Genomic DNA, 16664 nt, shown 5'->3' on the forward strand with positions numbered 1-16664 from the left:
TTAGCAAAAAGGAGACGGACAATGATTAAAGAGGATAAATTAAAGGCATTGGATGCCGCTATAGGACAGATAGAGAAGCAGTACGGAAAAGGTTCTATTATGAAGCTGGGCGACTCCGGGGTGAATATGAACGTGGAGACAATCCCCACAGGTTCTCTGAGCCTTGACATTGCTCTGGGTTTGGGCGGCGTTCCCAGAGGAAGGGTGGTAGAGGTATACGGCCCCGAATCCAGCGGTAAAACCACAGTAGCCCTGCATATGGTGGCAGAGGTACAGAAAAGAGGAGGAATCGCCGGATTTATTGATGCAGAGCATGCGTTGGATCCTGCCTACGCCAAGAGAATTGGTGTGGATATTGATAATTTATACATATCTCAGCCGGATAACGGAGAACAGGCGCTGGAGATTACAGAAACCATGGTGCGTTCCGGTGCAGTGGATATTGTAATTGTGGACTCTGTGGCAGCTTTGGTGCCTAAGGCCGAGATTGACGGCGATATGGGGGACAGCCATGTGGGACTTCAGGCCAGGCTGATGTCACAGGCACTGAGAAAGCTTACAGGAGTCATCAGCAAGTCCAACTGTATTGTTATTTTTATCAATCAGCTGAGGGAAAAAGTAGGGATTATGTTCGGCAATCCTGAGACGACTACGGGCGGCCGGGCATTGAAGTTTTACTCCTCTATCCGATTGGATGTGAGAAGAATTGAAGCCCTCAAGCAGGGGGGCGAGGTTGTGGGAAACAGAACCCGCATTAAAGTGGTTAAGAATAAGATTGCGCCTCCGTTTAAGGAAGCAGAGTTTGATATTATGTTCGGACAGGGTATTTCCAGAGAAGGAGATATATTGGATCTGGCAGCCAATGTGGGAATTATTAACAAGAGTGGTGCCTGGTATGCTTACAGTGACGGGAAGATTGGACAGGGAAGAGAAAACGCTAAGCAGTATCTGAGGGAGAACCCTCAGATTATGGAGGAAGTGGAACAGAAGGTGAGGGAGCATTACGGCCTGACCGCCAAAGTGACGCAGGAAGGACAGGCACCTGACAGCGATGGAGAGACAGGGAGCGATGTATGATAGTCACAGGAATTGAACCTGTAACCAAGACGAAATATAAAGTTGAGATTGACGGACAGCTTGCTTTTATGCTATATAAGGGCGAGCTGTCCCGTTATCATATCCGGATACAGGAAGAGATAGAAGAGGATACGTATCGACAAATCCTCAGTGAGGTACTGGAAAAAAGAGCAAAGCTAAGAGCTATGCATCTTCTCACGAAGATGGATCGGACAGAAAAAGAATTGTGTGAAAAACTAAAGAATGACGGTCATCCCGCATGCGTGGTAGAGGCAGCTGTAGCATATGTAAAATCTTATGGATATATCGATGACAGGCAGTATGCCCGAAAGTATATAGAATCTCAGAAAGAAAAAAAAGGGTTTCGGAGGATTGCCATGGAACTGTCTCATAAAGGGATTGCCAGGGAGTTAATTGCTGAGGCGGCAGAGGAGGCGGCGCTGCCCGAAGCCAGAGAGCAGATTCGGGAGCTGGTTCGAAAGAAGAAAAAGGAGGAACGTCTCAGTGAAAAGGAGAAGCTGAGGCTTTACGGATTCCTTGCAAGACGGGGATTCTCCAGCTCAGATATCTGGGATGTCTTATCGGAAGAGCAGGAATAGGCAGGCATTGTTATATTGTATAAAAGTATGCATGAAAGCTTGACATAATTGTTAAAACAGTATAAAATTGAACTGTTGTATTTGTACAATGAAAACTTAATAAGGAGGTGCTCCTGTGACAGGTGCAAGTGTAATCATTGCAATTGTTGCTGTGTTAGTCGCGCTGCTTATAGCTATTCCGGTTACTGCAAATGTAGCGGTTAAGAAAAAGATCGAAAAGGATGCAGAAACCATTGGGACAGCAGAGGTCAAAGCAAGGAACATAATAGATGAAGCATTGAAAACGGCTGAAACTAAGAAACGAGAAGCTCTCTTAGAGGCAAAAGAAGAATCCTTGAAGCTGAAAAATGAGGCAGAAAAAGAGACAAAGGAGAGACGTGCTGAGGTACAGAAGTATGAAAAGCGCGTTTTGTCTAAAGAGGAAGCGATTGACAAAAAAGCAGATGCGTTAGAGAGACGTGAGTCTGAAATTGCAACAAAAGAAGCAGATGTAAAGAAGAAAGAAAAGAGAGTTGACGAATTACATGATCAAGGAGTACAGGAGCTGGAAAGAATCTCAGGCCTAACCTCCGAACAAGCAAAAGAATATTTGTTGAAATCTGTAGAAGATGAAGTAAAAATTGACACCGCTAAGCTTTATAAGGAACTGGAAAGCAAGGCAAAAGAAGAAGCAGATAAGAAAGCGAAAGATTATGTAGTTACTGCCATACAAAAATGTGCAGCAGACCACGTAGCAGAATCTACCATCTCAGTAGTACAGCTTCCCAACGATGAGATGAAGGGAAGAATCATTGGTAGAGAGGGACGTAACATCCGTACATTAGAAACGCTGACAGGCGTCGACTTGATTATTGATGATACTCCGGAAGCAGTAGTATTATCTGGTTTTGATCCGATCAGGCGTGAAGTAGCACGTATTGCATTGGAAAAATTAATTGTAGACGGACGTATTCATCCGGCTAGAATTGAGGAAATGGTAGAAAAGGCGCAGAAGGAAGTAGAAACTATGATGCGCGAAGAAGGAGAAGCAGCGACACTGGAAGTTGGCGTTCACGGTATACACCCCGAATTGGTTCGTTTACTTGGACGAATGAAATTCCGGTCAAGCTACGGACAAAATGCATTAAAGCATTCCATTGAAGTAGCTCAGCTATCCGGCCTGTTAGCCGGAGAAATCGGTACAGATGTCCGTATGGCAAAACGTGCCGGCCTGTTACATGACATTGGAAAATCCATCGACCATGAAGTGGAAGGATCCCACATTCAGATCGGTGCTGACTTATGTAGAAAGTATAAAGAATCTCCCACGGTTATCAATGCAGTAGAATCCCATCATGGAGACAAAGAACCAGAATCCCTGATTGCCTGTATTGTACAAGCAGCAGATACAATTTCCGCTGCAAGACCAGGAGCCAGAAGAGAGACTTTAGAAACATATACAAACAGATTGAAACAATTAGAAGACATTACAAACTCTTTCAAAGGAGTGGACAAATCTTTTGCTATTCAGGCAGGAAGAGAGATTCGAGTGATGGTATTGCCAGATCATGTGAGTGACGCAGATATGGTATTGCTTGCCAGAGATATCTCCAAGCAGATAGAGGCTGAACTGGAATACCCAGGACAGATCAAAGTAAATGTAATTCGTGAAAGCCGCGTAATTGATTACGCGAAATAAAGGTACTTACTTGTAGTGGCAAAGCCCTTAAACCGTTGATATTGCAGAAAAGCAGCGGTTTAAGGGCTTTTTTAGCGTACGTTATTCGTGGTCTGCCTTAAGAGAAGTTTTGTCATATAAAGAGGAAAAGTTTGACTTGCTATAGGCAGATGTACGTTATATGATAGAAATATAAAATTACAGGAGGACACCACAATGGGAAGAAGACCAAAAAACATGACAACTCTCCAGAGAATTGAGTTTGTAGAGCAGCAGATTGCGGACAAGGAGGCTGAGTTAAAAGATTTAAAAGCCGAATTAAAGGACCTTAAGAAGAAGAAAGAAGAAGAGGAGATGGCTGCTCTGTACCTGGAAATCCAGAAGCAGGGACTGTCAATTGAGGATGCTTTACATAAAATTGCAGCAGAATAAACACAAGAGAAAAGAGCCCGTCGATCAGGCTCTTTTCTCTTGAAATCCTTGATTTACAGATAATTATGCTGGCATTTTACACATTTCGAATCCCGGCTGCAGTGAAAGTGAAGGATGATATCGTCCACACGGGTACAAGTGGCCTTTTTGTAGATTACGGTATGTAGTACCTTACTTGCGTCTGCAGGACATTTGCTGTCAAATGTCAGGGTGTATTCATTGTCCTTATCGTGTACATGTTCTTCCATCATCGGCTCCTTGTGTTATATCAAATTGCAGCTGCTGTCTGCAGAACTTCCAAAGGTATATGCTGATGCATCTTTTGGACAGGTAAATGACAGTTACTGCACATTAAAGTATACATCAAATGGCAGAACTTTTCCAGATGCAGCATCTAATTCATTCGGGGAGGGATCTTCATCTTTTTTTCCTAACCTGATGGTGCTATAATAGTGACAGCACATATACGATTGAAGGGAGATTTATGAAATGAATACAATCTATGGCACGGAAGGAGACTTCATAGATGCCGGACAGCTGCTGAAGATACTGACGGAACGCAATGAGGAGCTGAAATCACAGCTGGAACTGGACAGCAATATGCTTGCCAAAGGGGTCCGGCTGGCAGAACAGATCTTTAAGAAGCATTCCTATGACTTCACGGTGGATACAGAAGTATCCCATGCCTACGAGAGGGCATTAGAGATTATGTATCCCCAGGAAGGGGCTGCAGATAAGCTAAAGATTATTACCAGGAACGGACTGTTAATCGCAGAGCTGGCAGTCCAGAAGTCCGGGCAGACAAAAAAGATTTTTGTCTATAACGGAGGCGGCGATGAGCCACAGACGATTTTTATTGCAGTTCTGGACGGAAAAGATCTTTTAGAACTTAAGGAATTCGACTGGGAGCCAGTGAGATGCCATTACATAGAAAAAACAGACTTGCCTGCGTATGTGGCAGATGCCTTAGACGCATATATTGCCTGAGGCATCTGTATATGCCGGAAAACCAGGAAGCCGGAAGCTGGAACAGGAAAACCAGCTTCCGGCTTTTATAGACAGTGCAGGAGGAGAGGACACAAAATGACAGGAAAAATGAAAAAATATACCGTCCTATGGCTAGCCGCCATCTTATGGATTCTACTGACGATGGCAGGGTGTCAGAATGAGGCGAAGGAGAGTGCGCATTCCGGGGAGGAGGCCGTTTGGGAAGATACTGCACGGGAAGTATCCTCTGCAGAGAGAACCATGGAGGTGACGTTTTTGGATGTGGGGCAGGCAGACTGCATATTCATACAGGCAGAGGGACATTATATGCTGGTAGATGCCGGCAAAAATGAGGATGGAGATGCCATAGTATCTTTTCTCAGAGAAAAGGGCGTTGACAGATTAGATTATGTGATCGGGACCCACCCCCATGAGGATCATATCGGGGGATTGGATGTAGTGATCCGGGCTTTACCTATCGGTGCTGTGATTCTTCCGGATAAAATACACACTTCCCAGACCTTTGAAGATGTTTTGGAGGCAGTTGAAGAGAAGGAATTGGAGATTACACTGGCCCGGCCGGGCGATACCTATACCCTGGGCGGTGGAAGCTTTACTATCCTGTCTCCAAATAAGGACTATGGAGATACACTGAATAACTGGTCGGTTGGAATTCGGCTGGTAAATGGCAGCAACAGTTTCCTTATGACAGGGGATGGGGAACAGGAGGCGGAAGAGGATATATTAAGTACCGGTCTGACCCTCAAATCAGACGTTTTAAAGGCAGGGCACCATGGAAGCGATACTTCTAACAGCAGCAGGTTTCTGGACGCTGTACAGCCTCAATACGCCGTGATTTCCTGTGGGCAAGATAATCAGTACGGACATCCGGATCTGTCTGTTTTGGAGACATTCCGCGACAGAGGAATATCTGTGTTCCGAACAGACGAGCAGGGTACAGTTACCGCAGTCAGTGACGGAAGCAGCATTACCTGGAATCTGGAGCCATCCCGGTCCATGGAGGCGGGTGTTCAGCAGACAGAAACAGACAGCGAGGATACAGAGCCGGTTAATCAGGATAACCTCCAAAAGGATACTGAGGAAGCGGCGGATACAATACAGGGGGAGGAGGAAGAGATAGTCTATATAACAGAGACAGGAGAGAAATACCATAGAACAGGGTGCCAATATCTGAAAAACAGTGCCCGGGAAATTGCGCGGGAGGAGGCAGAGGCGAGAGGCCTAACGCCCTGCGGCAAATGTCATCCATAACAGGGAGGAAAAGAAGGATGGAAGATAAAAAAAAATGGATTGTAGACAGAATTGAAGGAGCTTTTGCAGTATGTGAAACTTTACAGAAAAAGATGGAGGAGATTCCTCTGGATACTCTGGATTTTCGGCCGAAGGAGGGCGATGTGCTCAGGGAGAAGGAAGGAGTTCTGTACAGAGACGAAAGCGCTACAGAGGAGAGAAAAAAAGAAATCAGAAACAAGTTTTCAAAACTTCTTAAAAAATAATGCATGGATACCAGACATAAAAGGGAGTGATCGTCACATACATTGATAAGAGGGTGAGTGACGATGAATATAATGATAAGCCAGGATATCAAAAAGCATTTTACGGTGTTTGTCTGTGTATATATGGTGGGCTTTATACTGGGAATTATAGGTACAAATCTTTTGCATAAGGAGTTTCAGTATCCTTCCAATCTGCTGGGAATGTATTTTATGAGTCAGGCGGATCCGGAGTATTCCGCGGGAAGGTATTTTTGCAGACTTCTGGAGAACAGAGGTGCCTGGTTCCTTTTTTATGGAGTGGGCGGGGTTACTTTTTTCGGGGTGCCCCTGGTAGTGGGCGGGCTTCTCTGGCTGGGTTTTTTGGCTGGCAGCCTATTGACCATGTTTCTGATGGAATATGGAATCAGAGGATTGCTGCTGGGCAGTGCCTGTTTCGTGCCCCAGTGCTTCTTCTATATACCTGCGACGCTGAGCTTTTTTTTCATAGTATATCAGATGTCGCAGAAATTCTGGAAAAGGCAGATCATCGGAAGAAAGCGTTACCAAAGCTATATTTTCTTTTTGATGGCCATAGGGATTGTTTATTTATGCGGCATTTTTATGGAGAGTTATGTCAATTATAAAGTACTGATATATGTGAAAACGCTGCTCTAGGCTGCATGTGGTAAATATTTCCAAAAAAGACTTTGCAGGAATTTTACTATATATGGTGCAAAGCTTCCAAGACAGATCCGATATGTTGTGGATACGTAAAAAACCTTGAAAATAAGCGGTTTTTCCGTAAAAATTGTGTTTGATTTTCTTGGGATTTCTGCTTATAATACTCTTATGATTCATTGAAGGGTGAATTGCTTTTATAATACGCAAGACAAGGACAGACGCCATATGGACGATGCAATTCAAAATTTTTTAGCTTATTTACATAATACCAAAAACATATCAAGGAATACGGAGGTTTCATACGAGCGGGATTTAAAAAAAATGGTGCATTATCTGGAATGTCAGGGAGAAGATGATATCTGCATGGTGTCTTCAACAAATCTGAATTCTTATATGATGTATCTGGAAAAAGAACATTTTGCCCCCTCTACCATATCCAGGAGCGTAGCATCTATACGCGCCTTTTTTCAGTATCTGTATCTGGAGGGGATAAGGGCGGAGAATCCTGCAGAGCATCTGAAGGCCCCAAAGATTCAGAAGAAGACACCGGGGATTCTGAGTGTGGAAGAGGTAGATTTGCTTTTGAAGCAGCCGGATAAGTTGACTCCCAAAGGGATCCGTGATCGGGCGATGCTGGAATTGCTCTACGCCACAGGCATCCGTGTCAGCGAGCTGATTCACCTGGAAGTAAAGGATGTCAATCTGCATCTGGGATACATTATCTGTAACTCCGGAGAGGGAGAGAAAGAAAGAATCATCCCCTTTGGAAACATGGCCAGGAAAGCACTGACATCTTATGTGGGAAAGTACCGGGATATTTTGCTGGATGGGAATGAAAGTGATATTTTATTCTGCAATTGTTCCGGAAAGCCCATGAGCCGTCAGGGATTTTGGAAAGTGCTGAAAAGCTATGCGGTAAAAGCGGGGATTGAACAGGATATTACGCCTCATACGCTCCGCCATTCCTTTGCCGCCCATTTACTGCAGAATGGGGCGGATATTAAGAGCGTCCAGGAGATGATGGGTCATGCAGATATTTCCACAACGCAGATATATTTGAATATGGGAATGAATAAGATGAGGGATGTGTATGTCAAAGCGCATCCGAGAAAATAAAACAGACAGATGTCCGGCCTTGTGAGCCGGGCATCTGTCTGTTTTAGTATTGTCCGTATTTTAAAGTGGCCTCTTTCCAGGCATGCATATTTTCGTGCTTTGCATTGTCAAGCATCAAAGAGCAGTCCATGATAAATCCCCCCTGGGGAGCCAGAATATCCAGCTGCCTTTTAGTCTCTTCAATCACCTGATCTGCGGTTCCAAATGCCAGCAGAGCATTGGGAAGGGTACCGCAGATACATGCTACCTTCCCAACCGTATCTTTTACACGCTTCAAATCAACCTTCTCAAACATGTAGACAACTTTACCCTTGGGCACATCGCACAGCGTATCCAGACGAGTATTGTAATTCCCTTCACAGAAGCAAACAGGAGTCATTCCATGTTCGATTACGGTCATGATACACTTCCTCAAACAGGGCCAATAATATTTTTCGTAATTTGCCACACTCATAAATTCATCTACCCCGCAGTGCAGCGGCATAAAGATTCTTTTGGCACCTCTGGATTTGTAGATTTTTACCAGACGTTCCACGTTCATCTCGGTTATCTTATTGACCGCACGCTCTAATTCGTCAGGAAATTCTATGATATCCATAGTGGTGCGGATAATCCCGCGTATACTGTCTGCAAATGCATCAAACGGAATAAAAAACGTACCCTGACAGTAGGTAGAGAATCCTTCCTCCCCAATCCAGCTTCTCACTTTTTCCATCTGCGCTGCCCTCTCCCGAGATGCTTTTCCAGCCTCCATGAGAGCCTGCAGGGCATCCTGCACTTCAGGATCTGAGAATACACTAAGATCGGCAAAAAATCCCGCATCGTATACTTCCCTCAAATAGAGACGGCTAAGTCCTTTCAGATTTTTGTGCTTTCGGGGCAAAAGTTTCGTAATTGTTGTGTGCGTGGGATCCTGGATAAATTCCTCATATTCTTCATCCTGCAGATAAGTTTCATCCAGGTGCTGAAAGGAGGAATCCAGTGAGAGACCGTGGGTTGGACCCGGCCATCGCAGATAATTAGTTCCCAGGGCCTCCAGGGCATCCATGGAGTAGATACCGCCGATATTTACGGCATCCGGTTCATATTCACGCATAAAATTCCGGAATCCAGGCTCCATGTTGCGTGCGTCCTTCATAGCATCATAAAAAGAAATGCCATACCCATACATATAAAAGCCGCTCATCTTTGGGACAAAAGGTACCCGATCGCCTTCCTGAAGTGCAACTGCGGTATCCACTCTCTTTTCTCTTTCAGCCCGTAATTCATCTTTGTTCATGATATACCTCCTTAATATTATATTGTAGGTTTTGCATAAGTTCTCTCTGCTGTTTTGATTTTTTATACTCCTAAAATCCATTGCTTTGTGTTACAATAATTATATCATCAAAAAGTAGACTGAAAAATTGTCTATATAATATGAATTTGACTTTATGGTGTTTGTATATAATATACAATAGAAAAGGAAAGGAAAAAGTTATGGATCTGCCTCTGATTACACTTTTGGATCGGATGAATCTTCAGACAGAGAGTCATCCCGTCTGTCCCCGGACATTACTGGTTAAAGGGATTCGCTTTCTCTCAGAACACACAGAGAGACTGAAAAAGGATTATTTATATATTGGCCCTGCTATCCCCAAAAGGGCAGAATATGAGAGGGGAACCGCAGCTCTGGTTTGTAAACTGGAGGGGAACCCCGGCTTTTTTGCTTTTCAGCTATCAGAAGGAGAGGAGGTAAGTTACATATTTAACCAGGCTCAGGATGTACTTGAGGAAATGAACCAGTGGGAGGAGCAGCTGAAAGAATTGATTTATGGACAGAAAGGGCTTCAGGAGATGATACAGCTCTTTTCCAAAATCATGGGGAATCCTGCGTACCTGGTGGATTCCAGTTTTAAGGTACTGGCTATTGACCAGGCGCCGGTGTTATCTGAAATCAGCGCTATCTGGAAGCATCTTGTCACCTATGGATATCTATCCTACGATATATTGGATCAGATGCGGAGGGCGGACGAAATCCGGTTGATGGATTCTTATGAAAAAGCTGTAATCTTTCATCTGGACAGCTTTAACAACCCCTTTATCAACTATAATCTTCGTTGGGAAGGAAAGATACGGGGGCATTTATTTATCGTAGGATATTTTAAGAAAATTACCCCCGGGGATGTTGCCTATGCAGATCACCTGGGCAGACTGGTGCTTCTGGCGCTTGAAAAAGATATGAAGTATTCGATCTCCAGAGGAAAAGATTATGAAAACTTTATCCATCATGTAGTAAGCGGAACTCTCAGAGAAAAAGAGGAGATACACAGACAGCTTGCACCTCTGATGTGGGATATGGAAGGGAAGTACTGTGTTATGCGTTATCTTCCGGAAGAGGAAGATGAGATCCAGACAGAGGTTATGTGCGCAGAATTAGAAAACATGCACAGCAGTAAGCCGGTTATTATGGACGGAGAAATTGTAACTATTTTTTCCCTTGAAGGAGCAAAAGGAATTGAGAAGCTGGAAAAGCTGTTGGAGGAATTTATTGAAAGAAATGGAGGATATGCAGGGCTCAGTGATGAATTCGATGGGTTCTACCGTTCAGCGGTCTATTACAGACAGGCCCTTATCTGTTTAGATATGGGGAGAGAACTGCTGAAGAAGCCTTTTGTGAGCTACCGGCATTACGCGGTACTTCATCTTCTGTTTATGGGTCAGAAGAATGTAGATATGAAGATGGTGTGCGACAAAACAGTGTTCCGGCTTCTGGACTATGATCGGGAACATCATACAGAATATTGCCGTACGTTAGAGGTGTATATCAGGAATGAGAGAAATATTGGGGCGGCGGCAGAAGAATTATATATTCACAGAAACACTTTATTGTACCGGATTGCCAGACTGAAGTATCTTACGGGGGTGGACTTGGATGATTATCAGACTCGGGTGAGATTGGGGGTTTCTTTTTATATTGTCAGGTATCTAATTGGAATTTAATGCAATTACTTGGACTACGGCTCAAGGTGATCTAAGTCGGAAGGTATGAGGTGGCAGGGGGACGGTGAGAGGAATCCCGCGGCAGCGAGCTGGCTGGCCCGGACGGGAGGGAGGCTTAAGTTCCGGGGACACCTCCGTCGCGAAGAGAGTCTAAGACAAAACCGGAATCCCCGCCGGAGCACCGTTCGTATGTGCAAAGAATGCTTGATGTGCATTCTCTGCCCATGCTCACTTTTTTTCGGCCTGGACTGCCGAAAAAATCTCCAGCGTGAATCCCGGTTTTTCCTAAGACTCTCTACTCACTCCTGCGGAACCGTCCGCGAAACTTAAGCCTCCCTCCCGCCCGAACCAGCCAGCCCGCTGCCGCGGGATTCCTCTCATCTGGGTATAGGGAGTTCCAGGGGGGAGTTTTATAGGAATGGAAATGAAATCTTACACATAGGATATAGTTGTAAAATAGACAGATAGAATAAAATTGGAATTTGACTTTCTAAACTTGAGACTTTTTCAGTCGGAAGGTGTGGGTGACAGGGGGGACGGTGAGAGAAATCCTGCGGCAGCGGGCTGACCGGGTTCGTACGGGAGGAAGGCTTAAGTTCCGGGGACACCTCCGTCGCGAAGAGAGTCTAAGACAAAACCGGAATCCCCGCCGGAGCACCGTTCGTATGTGCAAAGAATGCTTGATGTGCATTCTCTGCCCATGCTCACTTTTTTTCGGCCTGGACTGCCGAAAAAATCTCCTGCGTGAATCCCGGTTTTGCCTAAGACTCTCTAATCACTCCTGCGGAACCGTCCGCGAAACTTAAGCCTCCCTCCCGCCCGAACCAGCCAGCCCGCTGCCGCAAGATTCCTCTCACCTGGGTATAGGGAGTTCCAGGGGGAGATTTATCAGAAGGGGAATGAATATTTCACGTAGAATATTGATGTAGAATTGTCAGATATAATATTGCCAGACAAGGTGTAATTAATCATTGAAACGGGTTTAGTTGTTTATCCAAAAAATCGAGCCGACAATAGTGCTAAATAAGATGAAAATGTATAACTCTCGACCTTCCCCGCCTGTTTTCCGTGAATGTGAAGTGAGTCACTGCCAGGTCAAGGGAGGAGGTCTTGGGTCCAGGGGTACTGGGTGGATCTGCGCAGACTGCGGAGTGCGTCCGAAGATCCACTGCCGGCGGTCACTTAGGAGCGAAGGCTTTCCTGAGCTTCTTAGTGAACGGCCAGGCAGTTAGCTGAGGAGAAACGCAGCAGCAAGCAGATCCACCCAGTACCCCTGGACCCAAGACCTCCTCCCTTGACCGTCCGTCTGCGCCCCTCCGCTTGCCGACTATTTTACCTCGAACTTCACATACACAAAACTATCATTTAACACAATTCCGCGATATCCTCAATCAGTCTCTCAGACTCTTCCCATCCCAAGCAGGGATCGGTAATGGATTTTCCGTACACCTGGTCTTTTCCGATTTTCTGGCAGCCTGGTTCAATGTAGCTTTCGATCATAACGCCCTTTACAAGATTTTTAATATCGGCAGAAGATTTTCTGCTGTGAAGAACCTCTTTTACAATACGTATCTGCTGTTCGTACTTCTTATTGGAATTTGAATGGTTGGCATCTACAATGGCAGCCGGGTACTGGAGATCCCTTTCCCCGTACATTTCCAGAAGCAGCTGAAGATCCTCATAGTGGTAGTTGGGAATCGCATTTCCGTGTTTGTTTACAGAACCTCTCAGGATCGTGTGCGCCAGAGGATTGCCGGAGGTTTTTACTTCCCAGCCCCGGTAGATGAAATCGTGTCCGTGCTGTGCTGCCACAACAGAATTAAGCATCACAGAATAGTCCCCGCTGGTTGGATTTTTCATTCCGGCAGGTACGTCCATGCCGCTGACTGTAAGTCGGTGCTGCTGATCCTCCACGGATCGGGCGCCGATGGCCACGTAGGAGAGGATGTCTGACAGATAGCGCCAGTTTTCCGGATAGAGCATCTCATCTGCTGAGGTCAGGCCTGTTTCCTCTATGGAACGCATATGCATTCTCCGGATAGCCAGGATACCGGCCAGCATATCGGGTTTTGCCCCCGGATCGGGCTGATGTACCATGCCCTTGTAGCCTTCTCCAGTAGTACGGGGCTTGTTGGTATAGATGCGGGGAACGATAACTACTCTGTCGGCTACCTTTTCCTGCACTTTAGCCAGACGGGAGGTATAATCGCAGACGGCATCCTCATTGTCTGCAGAACAGGGACCTATGATCACCAGAAATTTATCGGATTCACCGGTGATTATCCTGCGGATCTTATCATCTCTCTGTGCTTTTATCTGAGCCATTTTTTCCGTCATTGGGTATTGCTCCCTGATCTCATTGGGGGTGGGGAGCTTTTTTATAAATTCAAAACTCATAGATATATTCTCCTTTGTGCGTATACAATATCGCCAAAACGATTATAATACATTCAAATTCAAATGTCGATATATTTCCGCAAAAAGAAAAGACTTAATCCGGATATGGCAAGTTCACTTACCAGCAGCCCCCATAAATATCCCTGGATTCCGTAGATCGGAATAACAAATAGGACAAAAAGGATGCGGATGACCAGCCCGATGGTATTTTGGATAAAGGAAAGAGTGGTATTTCCCAATCCATTTAGGACACTGGTCAGGGTAGTGGAGAGGTAAAGGCAGGGACAGATAAAGGATAAGGTTTTGATAAATGTCCCCGCAAATTCATTTTTAAACAGAAGTATGCCAAGGGTATCCCCCAGGAAAAAGAAAAATCCAGTGGAGGCAAACCCTAGAATCAGACAGTACTTTATGGTCATCCCTATGGTTTTACTGATGGCTGCATGATTTTCTTTCGCCTGTTCTTCTGCAATTGCCGGCAGAAGCATTACAGAAACAGAATTTGTGATGGCGGAAGGAAACAGAATCAGAGGGAGTGACATACCCGTAAGAATACCGTAAATGCTCAGGGCTGACGTATTGTCCAGACCAAAAATCCGAAGTCTTCCGGGGATTAAGATCGACTCTACACTGTTGAGGAGATTGATCAGCAGCCGGTTTCCTGTGAGGGGGACAGCAAGCGTGACAATCTCTTTTAAATGGTGAAAAGGCGCTGTCATTTTTGAAAGCTGGTACGATGCTTTGTTGAAATCCCAGAGGATAAAAAGAACAGCGGCAAGCATGGAGACAAGTTCTCCTCCAAGGATACCGATGACGGCTATCATTGGCGTGAGAGCCCGCCCGTCCCTAAGAAGAACCAGATAAAACAGGTAGGATGCCGCTACACGGGCACACTGTTCCAGCAGCTGTGTGGCTGCAGGAATCCCTGTACTTTTTCTGGCGTAGTAATACCCGTTCACACAGGAGTGGAAGGTGCCAAAGGGGACACTTAAAGCCATAAGCTGCAGCAGAGAGACACATCTCTCCTCCCCCAGAAGCCGGACGGCGATAAAGGAGCTGTTGTGATACACAAGCCAGGACATAAAAAGAGACAGAAGCACAGAGAGAAATGTACCTATAAAGAATATATCTCTGGCACCCTGTTCATCCTTCAGAGCTATTCTGGCAGCGACAAAACGAGAGATGGCGGTTTGGATACCGCCTACAGCCACCGCAAAACAAATAGAGTGAATGGGGAAAATCAGCTGATAGATTCCCATTCCCTCTGCACCAATTGTCTGAGATAAGAATATTCTATAGAAGAATCCTATGATCCGGCTTAAGAAACCGGTGAGTGTAAGAATGATTGTGCCTCGCAGCAGGAATTGTTTATTGTTCATAGATGACGACCTATCTTCTTTTCATAAATATATTCCTTAAAGTATCTTGACAGAACCTGGGAATCGTGCTAATCTACAATTGAAATCAGAGTAAAACAATCGGAATTAAATGAGTAGGAATTAAATAAGTATGATTTAAAGCAGAAATTAAAAAGAGGGTGTACAAATGAAACTATCTACGAAAGGGAGGTATGGTCTCCGGGCTTTGATTGATCTTGCTTTATACAGTGAGAACGAGGCTGTATCCATTCAAAGCATAGCGGACCGTCAGAGCATATCCTACAGTTATCTGGAACAGCTGGTTGGAAAACTTAGAAAGGCCGGGCTGGTGAGCAGTGTGAGAGGCGCTCAGGGCGGTTATATGCTGGCAAAGCCTGCAGAAGAAATCTCAGTAGGCGATGTTTTAAGGGCTTTGGAAGGAAATCTGGAGGCAGTCACCTGTCCGGGCAATCAGGAAAACAGTTCCTGTGAGGGTGCTGATCTTTGTGTCACCAGGTATGTGTGGCAGAGAATTAATGACAGTATTAAAGATGCGGTAGATACAATCATGCTGGATCAGCTGGTAGAGGAAAGCCGGAAGATTCGGGACAAAGGGCAGGTAAGCGCTCAAATATGTGAGAATTAGGAGAGATGGGACAATGGGAAAAATGATATATTTGGATAATGCAGCAACAACAAAGACGGCACCGGAAGTAGTAGAGGCAATGCTGCCTTACTTCTCGGAGAATTATGGAAATCCTTCCAGCATTTATGAAATTGCGGGAAGAAGCAAAGAGGCTATTACAGAAGCAAGAGAACAGATAGCCAAGGTTTTGGGGGCCAATTCCAGGGATATCTATTTTACAGCCGGAGGAAGCGAATCGGATAACTGGGCGTTAAAAGCGGCGTTTGAAGCTTACAGCAGCAAAGGCAATCATATCATAACCACAAAGATTGAACATCATGCCATACTGCACACCTGCGAGTATCTGGAGAAACGGGGAGCCAAAATCACATATCTGGATGTGGATCAGAACGGTATTGTAAAGATGGAAGAACTGGAGAAAGCGATAACTCCGGAGACTATACTGATTTCCATTATGTTTGCCAACAATGAAATTGGTTCCATTCAGCCGGTCCGGGAGATTGGAATGCTTGCCAGGGAGCATGGAATTCTTTTTCACACAGATGCGGTACAGGCATTCGGACAGGTGCCTATAGATGTAGATGCACTGAACATTGACATGTTAAGCTCCAGTGCCCATAAGATTAACGGACCCAAAGGAATAGGATTCCTCTATATCCGCAAGGGGGTTAAGATACGTTCTTTCATCCATGGAGGTGCCCAGGAGAGAAAACGAAGGGCCGGAACCGAAAACGTACCGGGCATTGTGGGATACGGCGTAGCCGCCGCGCGGGCCGCAGAGACAATGGAAGAGAGGACCGGAAAAGAAGCAGAACTCCGGGATTACATGATACGCAGGATTCTGGAAGAAGTGCCCTATACCCGTCTGAACGGAGATCCGAAAAAACGTCTGCCAAATAATATAAATATCAGTTTTCAGTTTATAGAAGGGGAGTCCCTTCTGATTATGCTGGATATGGAGGGAATTGCAGCGTCCAGCGGTTCTGCCTGTACCTCAGGTTCCCTGGATCCGTCCCATGTGCTTCTTGCCATAGGGCTGCCTCACGAAATTGCCCATGGCTCCCTTAGACTGACGTTAAGTGAGGAGACAACAAAGGAAGATGCGGACTTTGTAATAGAAAAAATCAAAGAAATTGTAGCCCGGTTGAGAAGTATGTCGCCTTTATATGAAGATCATATGAAAAAACTGGCAAAAGCATCCGGGAAATGAGATAAAATAATGATGAAATAACGGAG

16 protein-coding genes are annotated in these 16664 nt (G+C 45.2%); 12 read left to right on the forward strand and 4 right to left on the reverse strand.

Annotation, left to right across the window (positions count from 1 at the left end; translation table 11 throughout):
• Nucleotides 1-21: 21 nt before the first annotated feature.
• The 4 genes from recA to ACGHCT_RS10890 all read left to right on the forward strand — a co-directional run bounded on the left by recA (nt 22) and on the right by ACGHCT_RS10890 (nt 3765).
• Entirely contained in the window at nt 22-1077 is a 1056-nt protein-coding gene (recA, locus tag ACGHCT_RS10875; protein ID WP_390440022.1) for a recombinase RecA, read from the forward strand.
• Complete coding sequence (locus ACGHCT_RS10880) at nt 1074-1676, forward strand: regulatory protein RecX (RefSeq protein ID WP_390440024.1); 603 nt, start codon at nt 1074-1076, stop codon at nt 1674-1676. Before recA ends, ACGHCT_RS10880 begins: the two co-directional genes overlap by 4 nt.
• 115 nt (nt 1677-1791) lie before the next feature.
• Nucleotides 1792-3354: a ribonuclease Y gene (rny, locus tag ACGHCT_RS10885; RefSeq protein WP_084067701.1), complete on the forward strand. Its 1563-nt coding sequence runs from the start codon at nt 1792-1794 to the stop codon at nt 3352-3354.
• Between the two features lie 195 nt (nt 3355-3549).
• Nucleotides 3550-3765, forward strand: coding sequence for a hypothetical protein (locus ACGHCT_RS10890; RefSeq protein ID WP_072849955.1), 216 nt, complete (start codon nt 3550-3552; stop codon nt 3763-3765).
• Between the two features lie 53 nt (nt 3766-3818).
• Here the strand turns inward: ACGHCT_RS10890 and ACGHCT_RS10895 are convergent, their stop codons facing one another.
• Nucleotides 3819-4013, reverse strand: a complete 195-nt coding sequence (locus ACGHCT_RS10895; RefSeq protein WP_072849953.1) for a hypothetical protein — start codon at nt 4011-4013, stop codon at nt 3819-3821.
• A gap of 241 nt (nt 4014-4254) precedes the next feature.
• Between ACGHCT_RS10895 and ACGHCT_RS10900 the strand changes: the two genes are divergently transcribed.
• From ACGHCT_RS10900 to xerD, 5 genes are all read left to right on the forward strand, one after another.
• Nucleotides 4255-4752 (forward strand): hypothetical protein, encoded by a 498-nt coding sequence (locus ACGHCT_RS10900; RefSeq protein ID WP_390440026.1) that lies wholly within the window; start codon nt 4255-4257, stop codon nt 4750-4752.
• Between the two features lie 96 nt (nt 4753-4848).
• Nucleotides 4849-6024: a ComEC/Rec2 family competence protein gene (locus tag ACGHCT_RS10905; protein WP_390440029.1), complete on the forward strand. Its 1176-nt coding sequence runs from the start codon at nt 4849-4851 to the stop codon at nt 6022-6024.
• A gap of 17 nt (nt 6025-6041) precedes the next feature.
• On the forward strand, nt 6042-6269 hold the full coding sequence (locus tag ACGHCT_RS10910; RefSeq protein ID WP_072849945.1) for a DUF3006 domain-containing protein: 228 nt from the start codon (nt 6042-6044) through the stop codon (nt 6267-6269).
• Between the two features lie 63 nt (nt 6270-6332).
• Nucleotides 6333-6923, forward strand: coding sequence for a stage II sporulation protein M (locus ACGHCT_RS10915; protein WP_390440033.1), 591 nt, complete (start codon nt 6333-6335; stop codon nt 6921-6923).
• A gap of 231 nt (nt 6924-7154) precedes the next feature.
• The gene (xerD, locus tag ACGHCT_RS10920) at nt 7155-8045 is read left to right on the forward strand and encodes a site-specific tyrosine recombinase XerD (RefSeq protein WP_072849943.1); all 891 of its coding nucleotides are present in this window, start codon (nt 7155-7157) and stop codon (nt 8043-8045) included.
• Nucleotides 8046-8088: 43 nt separating this feature from the next.
• Here the strand turns inward: xerD and ACGHCT_RS10925 are convergent, their stop codons facing one another.
• Complete coding sequence (locus tag ACGHCT_RS10925) at nt 8089-9324, reverse strand: uroporphyrinogen decarboxylase family protein (RefSeq protein WP_072849941.1); 1236 nt, start codon at nt 9322-9324, stop codon at nt 8089-8091.
• Between the two features lie 200 nt (nt 9325-9524).
• Here ACGHCT_RS10925 and ACGHCT_RS10930 point away from each other — a divergent pair, with 200 nt between their 5' ends.
• On the forward strand, nt 9525-11027 hold the full coding sequence (locus ACGHCT_RS10930) for a PucR family transcriptional regulator (RefSeq protein ID WP_390440036.1): 1503 nt from the start codon (nt 9525-9527) through the stop codon (nt 11025-11027).
• A 1365-nt stretch (nt 11028-12392) separates the two neighbouring features.
• Here ACGHCT_RS10930 and ACGHCT_RS10935 read toward each other — a convergent pair.
• Nucleotides 12393-13424, reverse strand: coding sequence for a 3-deoxy-7-phosphoheptulonate synthase (locus tag ACGHCT_RS10935; RefSeq protein WP_072849937.1), 1032 nt, complete (start codon nt 13422-13424; stop codon nt 12393-12395).
• Between the two features lie 59 nt (nt 13425-13483).
• Nucleotides 13484-14803, reverse strand: coding sequence for an oligosaccharide flippase family protein (locus ACGHCT_RS10940; protein WP_390440039.1), 1320 nt, complete (start codon nt 14801-14803; stop codon nt 13484-13486).
• Between the two features lie 166 nt (nt 14804-14969).
• Between ACGHCT_RS10940 and ACGHCT_RS10945 the strand changes: the two genes are divergently transcribed.
• Entirely contained in the window at nt 14970-15428 is a 459-nt protein-coding gene (locus ACGHCT_RS10945; protein WP_072849932.1) for an Rrf2 family transcriptional regulator, read from the forward strand.
• A gap of 13 nt (nt 15429-15441) precedes the next feature.
• On the forward strand, nt 15442-16638 hold the full coding sequence (nifS, locus tag ACGHCT_RS10950; RefSeq protein ID WP_072849921.1) for a cysteine desulfurase NifS: 1197 nt from the start codon (nt 15442-15444) through the stop codon (nt 16636-16638).
• Nucleotides 16639-16664 lie beyond the last annotated feature (26 nt).

It is taken from the genome of Lactonifactor longoviformis (assembly GCF_042848515.1).
In the GTDB taxonomy this organism is placed as follows: domain Bacteria; phylum Bacillota; class Clostridia; order Lachnospirales; family Lachnospiraceae; genus Lactonifactor; species Lactonifactor longoviformis.

Excerpts from the sequence above, each read along its gene's own strand:
- ACGHCT_RS10945 (WP_072849932.1), top strand. The coding sequence starts at position 14,970 with ATGAAACTATCTACGAAAGGGAGGTATGGTCTCCGGGCTTTGATTGAT.
- xerD (WP_072849943.1), top strand. The coding sequence starts at position 7,155 with ATGGACGATGCAATTCAAAATTTTTTAGCTTATTTACATAATACCAAA.
- ACGHCT_RS10925 (WP_072849941.1), bottom strand. The coding sequence starts at position 9,324 with ATGAACAAAGATGAATTACGGGCTGAAAGAGAAAAGAGAGTGGATACC.
- ACGHCT_RS10915 (WP_390440033.1), top strand. The coding sequence starts at position 6,333 with ATGAATATAATGATAAGCCAGGATATCAAAAAGCATTTTACGGTGTTT.
- ACGHCT_RS10880 (WP_390440024.1), top strand. The coding sequence starts at position 1,074 with ATGATAGTCACAGGAATTGAACCTGTAACCAAGACGAAATATAAAGTT.
- ACGHCT_RS10910 (WP_072849945.1), top strand. The coding sequence starts at position 6,042 with ATGGAAGATAAAAAAAAATGGATTGTAGACAGAATTGAAGGAGCTTTT.
- ACGHCT_RS10895 (WP_072849953.1), bottom strand. The coding sequence starts at position 4,013 with ATGGAAGAACATGTACACGATAAGGACAATGAATACACCCTGACATTT.
- nifS (WP_072849921.1), top strand. The coding sequence starts at position 15,442 with ATGGGAAAAATGATATATTTGGATAATGCAGCAACAACAAAGACGGCA.
- ACGHCT_RS10940 (WP_390440039.1), bottom strand. The coding sequence starts at position 14,803 with ATGAACAATAAACAATTCCTGCTGCGAGGCACAATCATTCTTACACTC.
- recA (WP_390440022.1), top strand. The coding sequence starts at position 22 with ATGATTAAAGAGGATAAATTAAAGGCATTGGATGCCGCTATAGGACAG.
- ACGHCT_RS10935 (WP_072849937.1), bottom strand. The coding sequence starts at position 13,424 with ATGAGTTTTGAATTTATAAAAAAGCTCCCCACCCCCAATGAGATCAGG.
- ACGHCT_RS10900 (WP_390440026.1), top strand. The coding sequence starts at position 4,255 with ATGAATACAATCTATGGCACGGAAGGAGACTTCATAGATGCCGGACAG.
- ACGHCT_RS10905 (WP_390440029.1), top strand. The coding sequence starts at position 4,849 with ATGACAGGAAAAATGAAAAAATATACCGTCCTATGGCTAGCCGCCATC.
- ACGHCT_RS10890 (WP_072849955.1), top strand. The coding sequence starts at position 3,550 with ATGGGAAGAAGACCAAAAAACATGACAACTCTCCAGAGAATTGAGTTT.
- ACGHCT_RS10930 (WP_390440036.1), top strand. The coding sequence starts at position 9,525 with ATGGATCTGCCTCTGATTACACTTTTGGATCGGATGAATCTTCAGACA.